General features: G+C 70.2%; 5 protein-coding genes. All 5 read right to left on the minus strand.

All coding sequences use genetic code 11. The annotated features are described in order from the left end of the window. Nucleotides 1-89 precede the first annotated feature (89 nt). The gene (locus VES41_RS07490; RefSeq protein ID WP_324814963.1) at nt 90-2570 is read right to left on the minus strand and encodes a glycogen/starch/alpha-glucan phosphorylase; all 2481 of its coding nucleotides are present in this window, start codon (nt 2568-2570) and stop codon (nt 90-92) included. A 30-nt stretch (nt 2571-2600) separates the two neighbouring features. Continuing rightward, complete coding sequence (gene glgA / locus VES41_RS07495) at nt 2601-4073, minus strand: glycogen synthase GlgA (protein ID WP_324814966.1); 1473 nt, start codon at nt 4071-4073, stop codon at nt 2601-2603. Between the two features lie 5 nt (nt 4074-4078). Next, nucleotides 4079-5401: a glucose-1-phosphate adenylyltransferase gene (glgC, locus tag VES41_RS07500; RefSeq protein WP_324814968.1), complete on the minus strand. Its 1323-nt coding sequence runs from the start codon at nt 5399-5401 to the stop codon at nt 4079-4081. 2 nt (nt 5402-5403) lie between these two features. Then, nucleotides 5404-7488: a glycogen debranching protein GlgX gene (gene glgX, locus VES41_RS07505; protein WP_324814969.1), complete on the minus strand. Its 2085-nt coding sequence runs from the start codon at nt 7486-7488 to the stop codon at nt 5404-5406. 25 nt (nt 7489-7513) lie between these two features. Continuing rightward, nucleotides 7514-9649, minus strand: a 2136-nt coding sequence (glgB, locus tag VES41_RS07510) for a 1,4-alpha-glucan branching protein GlgB (RefSeq protein ID WP_324814970.1), incomplete at its 5' end; no start/stop codon positions are given.

Here is a 9649-nt window from a genome sequence, read left to right on the forward strand (position 1 = left end):
GCGAGGGGCTCACATTGTAACTTGCGATACAACTTCGTGCCGGGTAAATGGTCTTGCCGGTCGACGCGTCCGAGGGGCGCTGCCGGGTTTCATTGCCCGGGCTCGAGCTTGACCGGCTTCGTCTTCCAAATCTCGTGCGAGTACTGCGCAATGGTGCGGTCCGACGAGAAGCGGCCCATGCCGGCCACGTTCAGGATGGCCGTGCGCGTCCATGCGTCCGGATCGCGGTACAGCGCATCGACGCGCTCCTGCGTCTGGACGTAGCTCGCGTAGTCGGCCAGCAGCTGGTAGTGGTCGCCCCAGTTCACCAGCGCGTCGAAGATGGCGTGGTAGCGCGCCTGCTCGCCGTGCGAGAACATGCCGTCGCGGATGGCATCCAGCGCCCGCTGCAGTTCGAGGTTCGACTCGTAGATCTCGGCAGGCTGGTAGCCGCCGGCGCGGATGTTCGCCACCTCGGCAGCGGTGTTGCCGAAGATGAAGAAGTTTTCGGCGCCCACCGCGTCGCGCATCTCCACGTTGGCGCCATCGAGCGTGCCGATCGTCAATGCGCCGTTGAGCGCGAGCTTCATGTTGCCGGTGCCCGACGCCTCGGTGCCCGCGGTGGAGATCTGCTCCGACAGGTCGGCTGCCGGGATGATCAGCTCGGCCAGGCTCACGCTGTAGTTGGGCACGAACACGACCTTGAGCAGCTTCTGCGCGCGCGCGTCGTTGTTGACCACCGCCGCCACGTCGTTGACGAGCCGGATCACCAGCTTGGCCATCTGGTAGGCCGAGGCCGCCTTGCCCGCGAACACGACGACCCGCGCGACGTGGCTGCCTTCCGGGTCGTCCAGGATGCGCAGGTAGCGCGTGATCACGTGCAGCACGTTGAGCAACTGCCGCTTGTATTCGTGGATGCGCTTGACCTGCACGTCGAACATGGCGTCGGTGTCCACCGTCAGGCCCATGTTGTGCTCGATCCAGTTGCACAGGCGCAGCTTGTTCTCGCGCTTGGCGTGGCGGAAGGCCCGCACGAACGCCGGCTGCTGCGCCATCGGGCGCAGTGCCGCCAGCTGGTCGAGATCGCGCCGCCAGCCGCGGCCGATGCGCGAATCGAGCAGCTTGGCCAATGGCGGATTGGCCTGTGCCAGCCAGCGGCGCGGTGTCACGCCGTTGGTCTTGTTGTTGAAGCGGTCCGGCAGGAGCCTGGCGAAGTCGGCGAAGATGGACTGCTTCATCAGCTCCGAGTGCAGTTCCGACACGCCGTTGACCGAGTGGCTGGCGAGCACCGCGACGTACGCCATGCGCACGCGGCGCTCGCCCTGCTCGTCGATCAGCGACAGGCGTCGCAGCAGTTCCACGTCGTGTCCGTGCTTCTGCCCCACGCCGGCCAGGAAGCGCGCGTTGATGTCGAAGATGATCTGCAGGTGGCGCGGCAGGATGCGGCCGAACATTTCCACCGGCCAGGTCTCCAGCGCCTCGTGCATGAGCGTGTGGTTGGTGTAGCTGAAGATGCGCTGGGTGTACGACCAGGCGGTGTCCCAGGGCAGGTTGTGCTCGTCGATCAGCAGGCGCATCAGCTCGGGCACGGCCAGCACCGGGTGCGTGTCGTTGAGGTGAATGCTGATCTGGTCGGGCAGCGCGTCGAAGTCCTCGTGATTGCGCAGGTAGCGGTGCAGCATGTCCTGCACGCTGGCGCTGACGAAGAAGTACTCCTGGTGCAGGCGCAGCTCGCGTCCGGACGGCGTGGAGTCGTCCGGATACAGCACGCGCGAGACGTTCTCCGAATGGTTCTTGCTCTCCACCGCTTCCATGTAGTTGCCGCGGTTGAAGGCCGACAGGTCGATCTCCTCGGTGGCGCGCGCCGACCACAGGCGCAGCGTGTTGGTGGCCTGCGTGCCGTAGCCGGGGATGATGGTGTCGTAGGCCACGGCCAGGACGTCGTGCGTATCGACCCACCGCCCGGTGCCGTAGGGTGCGCCCTTTCCTTCGCGCTTTTGCACATGGCCGCCGAAGCGCACCCGGAAGCGCACCTCGGGCCGCGCGAACTCCCAGGGGTTGCCGTGGGTGAGCCAGTAGTCCGGCGTCTCCACCTGCTGGCCATCGACGATGCGCTGGCGGAACATGCCGTATTCGTAGCGGATGCCGTAGCCCAGGCCGGGCACGCCCAGCGTCGCCATCGAATCGAGGAAGCAGGCGGCCAGCCGCCCCAGGCCGCCGTTGCCGAGCGCGGCGTCGGGCTCGTGCTCGGCCAGCTGCTCGATGTCGACGCCGAAGTCGGCCAGTGCATGGCGGACCGTGTCGTGCAGTTCCAGCGCCAGCAGGGCGTTGGTGAAGGTCCGGCCGATCAGGAACTCCATCGACAGGTAGTACACGCGCTTGACGCGCTGCGCGTACTGCGCGCGCGTGGTGCTCATCCAGCGTTCCACCAGCTGGTCGCGCACGGCCAGCGCAGTGGCATGCAGCCAGTCGTCCTGGCTTGCGGCGACCGGGTCCTTGCCGACCGCGTAGATCAGCTTGTTGGCCACGGCGCGCTTGAAGGCGGCCACGTCGCGGTCGGGATGGTCGTATTGGAATTCTTCGATGGTCATGGTGGGGCGGGGAAGAGTGTCGAAGAGGGGTCAGGCGGCCAGCACCTGCTGGTAGAGCGCGACGTACCGGGCGGCGGCCTGCCCCCAGTCGGCCGGGCGGCGCATGGCCGCGGCACGCACCGCGCGCCAGTCGGCCGGCCGGCGGAACAGCGCGAACGCGCGGCGCACGGCGCGCGCGTACGCGGGTTGTTCGAAGTGGTCGAAGACGAAGCCGGTGGCAGTGCCGGCCGCCATGTCCTCGAGTGTGCAATCGGTCACCGTGTCCGCCAGGCCGCCGACGCGATGCACCAGCGGCAGGCTACCGTAGCGCAGCCCGTACATCTGCGTCAAACCGCAGGGCTCGAACGCCGAGGGAACCAGGGTCACATCGCCCGCGCCGAACAGTCGATGGGCCAGGGGCTCGTCGTAGCCGAGGGTGACGCTGATCTGCCGCGGCGCCGCCGTGGCGCGCTCGCGGAAGGCGGCCTCCAGCCACGCGTCGCCGCTGCCGAGCAATGCCAGCTGGCCGCCCTGGGCCAGCAGGTCGTCCAGCCCTGCGAGCACCAGGTGCAGCCCCTTCTGCTCCGTGAGCCGGCTGACCACGATGAACAGTGGCGCCTCGGCCTGCGCGGCCAGGCCGAGCTCGGCCTGCAGCGCAGCCTTGCAACGGGTCTTGCCCGCGGTGCGACGGGGCGCGAAGCCCTCGGGCAGGTGCCTGTCGTCGGCCGGATTCCAGACCCGGTCGTCGACGCCGTTGAGGATGCCCGATAGCACCTCGGCACGGCTGCGCAGCAGGCCATCCAGGCCGCGGCCCTGCTCGGGCGTCTGGATCTCGCGCGCGTAGGTCGGGCTCACCGTGGTCAGGCGATCGGCGAAGCACAGCCCGCCTTTCATGAACGACAACTGCCCGTGGAATTCCAGGCCGTTCATCTGGAAGGCAGCCGGCGGCAGGCCCAGTTCGTGCAGGTGCCATGGCGCGAACAAGCCCTGGTAGGCCAGGTTGTGCACGGTGAACACGCTGCCGACCCGCGGGGCGCGGGGCTGCCGCGGCGCGAAGGCGAGATATGCGGGAGCGAGCGCGGCGTGCCAGTCGTGCGCATGCACGATGTCGGGCTGCCAGGCGGGGTCCAGCCCCTGCGCCAGTTGCGCGCCGGCCCAGCCGAGCAGGGCGAAGCGCCGGTGGTTGTCGTCGTAGGCCTGGTGGGCGGCGTCCTCGTAGGGATTGCCGGGCCGGTCGTACAGGTCAGGCGCTTCGATCCAGTAGACCGCCAGCGCCGGCGCGCCATGCGTGGCGGCGGGCAGGTGCGCGAGATGCAGGCGCACCGGCTCGCCCCAGGGCGCGTCGAACTCGGCCGCCGGCGCCGATCCGCGCAGCCCGGCGACGATGGCGGGGAATCCCGGCAGCAGCGCGCGCACGTCCTGGCCGGCCGCCTGCAGCGCTGCGGGCAAGGCGCCGGTCACGTCGGCCAGGCCGCCGGTCTTGAGCAGCGGGAACAGCTCGGCACTGACCTGCAGGACGCGCATCGGCCTCATGCCCCGGCCGGCGCCGCCGGTGCGGCATCGCCCAGCCGCGCCAGCATCTCGCGTGTGACCAGCACCACGCCGCCTTCGGTGCGCTCGAAGCGCGCGGCGTCCGCGGCCGGGTCCTCGCCGATCACCATGCCGTCGGGCAGGACGCAGGCGCGGTCGATCACCACCCGGTTCAGCCGGCAGCCGCGGCCCACTTCCACGTCCGGCATCAGCACCGCCTCGTGGATGTCGCAATAGGAGTGCACGCGCACGCCCGAGAACAGCACCGAGCTGCTGACCTTGGAGCCCGAGACGATGCAACCGCCCGAGACGATGGTGTTGACGGTCATGCCATGCTTGCCGTCGCGGTCGAGCACGAACTTCGCCGGCGGCAGTTGCCGCTGGTACGTCCAGATGGGCCAGTCGGTGTCATAGATGTCGAGCTCGGGCGTGATCGAGGCCAGGTCGAGGTTGGCCGCCCAGAATGCATCAATCGTGCCGACGTCGCGCCAGTACGCCGGTGCATCGCCGCCGCGCCGGGCGCGGGTGACGCAGGACATGCCGAACGGGTGCGCAGCGGCCCGGCCCTCGGCCACGGCGCGCGGGATGATGTCCTTGCCGAAGTCGTGGCTGGAGTCGGGGTTGGCGTTGTCCTGTTCCAGCAGCTGGTAGAGGTACTTCGAGTCGAAGATGTAGATGCCCATGCTGGCCAGGGCCACGTCCGGCTTGCCCGGCATCGACGGCGGGTCGGCCGGCTTCTCCAGAAAGTCGACGATGCGGCGCTTGTCGTCCACCGCCATCACGCCGAAGGCGGTCGCTTCGGTGCGTGGCACCTCGATGCAGCCCACCGTGCAGCCGCGGCCGTGCGCCACGTGGTCCAGCAGCATGATGGAGTAGTCCATCTTGTAGATGTGGTCGCCCGCCAGCACCACCACGTAGTCGTGCGGCGTGGACTTCGAGGCGATGATGTCTAGGTTCTGGAACACCGCGTCGGCCGTGCCGCGGTACCAGCGTTCGTCGCCCATGCGCTGCTGGGCCGGCAGCACGTCCACCATTTCGTTGAGTTCGGCGCGCAGGAAGCTCCAGCCGCGCTGCAGGTGGCGCATGAGCGAGTGCGACTTGTACTGCGTGACCACCGCCATGCGCCGGATGCCGGAGTTCAGGCAGTTCGACAGGGCGAAGTCGATGATGCGGAACTTGCCGCCGAAGTAGACCGCCGGCTTGGCGCGGCGATCGGTCAGCTGCTTGAGCCGTGACCCACGGCCGCCGGCCAGTACCAGGGCGATGGTGCGGCGTACCAGTTGATGGGCCTGCAGGTGCCGGGGTGCGTTGTCTCGAGCCATTCTCATGTCTCCGTCTGGTTGGATTCGATGCCTGGAATGCCGCATGCCAGCCACAGGCTGCCGGCCGGCACCGTGACGGTGGGCGGCAACTGTGCGGCGTCGGCTGGCGCGTCGGGCTCGGCGTCGCTGGCCAGCCGGCACTGCCAGCTCCCCGGAGGAAGCACGAAGCAGGCCGGCTGCGCCTGGGCATTGGCCAGCAGCAGCCAGCGCGGCGCGCCGGCGGGCGGGTCGAACAGCACGGCCAGGGCATGGCAGCCGGCGTCGTTCCAGTCGGCCGGCGCCAGCGGCTGGCCATCCGTGCCGAGCCAGTGCAGCGCCGCCTCGCCCGGGGCGGGCGTGGCCGGCCACCACTGCGCGCGGCGCAGCGGCGCCGCCTCGCGCCGCAGGGCCAGCAGGCGCGCCACGTAGGCGGCCAGGCGCGTGTCGGCGGAGGCCCAGTCGAGCCAGGTGATGGCGTTGTCCTGGCAGTAGGCGTTGTTGTTGCCGCGCTGGCTGTGGCCGATTTCGTCGCCGGCCAGGAGCATCGGCGTGCCCTGCGACAGCAGCAATGACGCGAGCAGCGTTCGCGTCAGGCGGGCGCGCTCGGCAAGCACCACCGGATCGTCCGTGTCGCCCTCGACGCCGCAGTTGCGGCTGAGGTTGTGGGCATGCCCGTCGCGGTTGTGCTCGCCGTTGGCCTCGTTGTGGCGTTGGTCGTAGCTCAGCAGGTCGCGCAGCGTGAAGCCGTCGTGCGCGGTCACGAAGTTGACGCTGGCGACGGGGCCGCGGCCGTCGTGTTCGAAGGCATCGCTGGAGCCGCACAGGCGGCGCGCGAATTCGCCGCGGCCGGCAGCCCGGTGCAGCCAGAAGGCCCGCTGGGTGTCGCGGAAGCGGTCGTTCCATTCCAGCCAGCCGGGCGGGAACTGCCCCAGCCGATAGCCGTCGGGGCCGATGTCCCAGGGTTCGGCGATGAGCAGGCACCGGGCCAGCACCGGGTCCTGCGCGACGGCGGCCAGGAAGGGCGCCCCCGGGTCGAACGCGCCGTCTCCGGCCCGCCGCGCCAGCACCGGTGCCAGGTCGAAGCGGAAGCCGTCCACGCCCAGCTGCGTCACCCAATGGCGAAGGCTGTCCATCACCAGTTGCACGACGCGCGGATGCGACAGGTTCAGGCAGTTGCCGCAGCCGGTCCAGTTCTCGTAGAGGGACGGGTCTTCGGCGCGCAGGTGGTAGTAGAGCGCGTTGTCGATGCCGCGCAGGCTCAGCATGGGGCCGGCCTCGTCGGTTTCGGCGCTGTGGTTGAACACCACGTCGACCACCAGCTCCATGCCGCGCGCATGCACGGCATCGGCCAGCGAACGGAACTCCTGGGCCGGCGTGGTGCCGGGCCGGCCGCTCCAGTAGCGCATCTCCGGCGCGAACCAGGCGATCGGGCTGTAGCCCCAGTGGTTGGTCAGGCCCAATTTCAGCAGGCGCTGCTCGTCGGCGCGGTGCTGCACCGGCATCAGGCTCAAGGTGGTGACGCCCAGGCGCTGCAGGTGGTCCAGCACGGCCGGCTGGGCCAGGCCGGCGAAGGTGCCGCGCAGCGGCTCCGGCACGTCCGGGTGGAGCCGGGTCTGGCTGCCGACATGCAGTTCGTAGAGGACGCGTGCGCCGGCATCGATGTGCGGGCGCGCCACCGCAGGCAGGGCCGACGGCGCGCTCACGCGGGCCTTGAGGGCGACGGGCGCACTGTCACGCGGGTCGCGCCGGTCCGGTGCGTCCGGCTCGTGGTCGAGGAAGATGTCCTCGCCGCCGTAGCGGCCCACCACTTCCTGCGCATAGGGGTCGAGCAGCAGCTTGGCCGGATTGAAGCGCAGCCCCTGGCGCGGCGCCCAGGGGCCGTCGACGCGATAGCCGTACACGAGGCCGGCGCGTGCGCCCGGCAGCCGGCCGTGCCAGACGCCGTCCGTGCACGCGGGCAGCGGCAGGCGCTGCTGCTCGTGTTCGCCCTGGCTGTCGAACAGGCACAGGTGGACCGCGCTGGCGCCGGGCGCCGCCAGGGCGAAGTTGATACCGCCTTGAGGTGACGGCGTGGCGCCGAGCGGGTAGGGGGTTCCGGGGCTCAGCATGCAGAAGACGTCGAACGTGCCGTCATCATGGCGCGGCGGCGCCGGCCGCGCTGTCGGAAGCCGTCGCGTCGTCGCCGGCGGCGCCCGGCTGGTGTGGCACCCACATCAGCGTGGCCAGCGGCGGCAGTGTCATCACCAGCGACTGGCCGCGCCCGTGCCAGGCGATCTGCTCGGTGGGCCGGATGCCGTTGCCCAACCCGCTGCCGCCGTAGACGGCCTGGTCGGTGTTGATGACCTCGCGCCACGCGCCCGCCGCGGGAGCGCCGATGCGCCAGCCGTGGCGCACCACCGGCGTGAAGTTGCACACCACCAGCACCGCCCGGCCATCGCGGGCGCGCCGCTCGAAGGCGAATACCGAGTGGTCGTGGTCGTCATGGCTGACCCACGAGAAGCCCTCCGGCTCGCAGTCGAGCTCGTGCAGGGCCGGGAAATGGCGGTAGACGTTGTTCAGGTCGCGCACCAGCCGGTGGATGCCCTGGTGCGCGGCCTGCTGCTCGAGCAGGTGCCAGTCCAGGCCGCGGTCGTGGTTCCACTCGGCCCACTGGGCGAACTCGCCGCCCATGAACAGCAGTTTCTTGCCCGGATAGGCCCACAGGTAGCCATAAAGGTTGCGCAGCCCGGCGAACTTCTGCCACATGTCGCCCGGCATGCGGCCGATCATGGAGCCCTTGCCGTGCACCACCTCGTCGTGCGAGAGAGGAAGCACGAAGTTCTCGCTGTGGGCGTACATCAGGCCGAAGGTGACCTGCTGATGGTGGTGGGCCCGGTGGACCGGATCGATGCCGGTGTAGGCCAGGGTGTCGTTCATCCAGCCCATGTTCCACTTGAAATGGAACCCCAGGCCGCCGTGCTCCGGCGGGCGGGTGACCCCGGGAAAGCTGGTCGATTCCTCGGCGACGGTGATGGCGCCGGGACGCTCCATGCCGACCACGCGGTTGGCCCGGCGCAGGAAGTCGATCGCCTCCAGGTTCTCCCGGCCGCACTCGGCGTTGGGCAGCCATTGCCCCGGCGCCCGGCTGTAGTCGCGATAGAGCATGGAGGCGACCGCGTCCACGCGCAGGCCGTCCACCCCGTAGCGCTCCAGCCAGTACAGCGCGTTGCCCACCAGGTAGTTGCGTACCTCGATGCGGGCGTAGTTGAAGATCAGCGTGTTCCAGTCGTTGTGGAAGCCCTCGCGCGGGTCGGCGTACTCGTACAGGGGCGTGCCGTCGAAGCGTGCCAGGCCATGCACATCGGCCGGGAAGTGCGCCGGCACCCAGTCGAGGATGACGCCCAGCCCGGCGGCATGAGCGCTTTCGACGAAGTGCCGGAAGTCCGCCGGCGTGCCGAAGCGCGACGTCGGCGCGTACAGGCCGATGGGCTGGTAGCCCCAGGAGCCGTCGAACGGGTGCTCGCTCACCGGCAGCAGTTCGATGTGGGTGAACCCGAGGTCGCGCACGTACGGCACCAGGGTCCGGGCCAGTTCGCGCCAGCCCAGCCATTCGTGGCCGTTGCCGCGCCGCCAGGAGCCCGCGTGCACCTCGTAGATGCTGATCGGCGCCTCCCGGCCGTTGGCCGCGGCGCGCCCGGGCGGCAGTGGCACCGGCGCCGTCAGCGGATGCACCACGCTGGCCGTGTCTGGCCGCAGGCGGGCCGCGAAGCCGTACGGGTCGGCCTTGCGCAGCACCTGGCCGTCGGCCGCGAGGATCTCGAATTCGTAGGCGTCGCCGGCGGTGACGTGGGGCGCGAAGATCTCCCACACGCCGCATTCCGGGCGCAGGCGCATCATGTGGCGCCGCCCGTCCCACTGGTTGAAGTCGCCCACGACGGAGACGCGCCGCGCATGGGGCGCCCAGACCGCGAATCGCACGCCGCGCACCCCCTGCATCTCGTGCAGGTGCGCGCCCAGTTGCTCGAACGGGCGCAGGTGGGTGCCTTCGGCCAGCAGCCAGATATCGGCCTCGCCCAGCACCGGCGGAAAGCGGTAGGGATCGTCCAACTGCGAGACATGGCTGCCCCAGTCGACCTGGAAGCGGTAGCCCAGCCGGGCCTCGGCAGCCGGCACGAGGGCGGCGAACAGTGCGCTGTCGCCCTGGCGCTCCAGCTGGGCCAGGGGCCAGCCGGCGGCCGCCTGCAGCACCGTCACGGCCCGGGCCCCGGGCAGCAGGGCGCGCACGTGCAG

The sequence above is a fragment of the Variovorax sp. genome (assembly GCF_035634955.1).
GTDB lineage: Bacteria > Pseudomonadota > Gammaproteobacteria > Burkholderiales > Burkholderiaceae_C > Variovorax.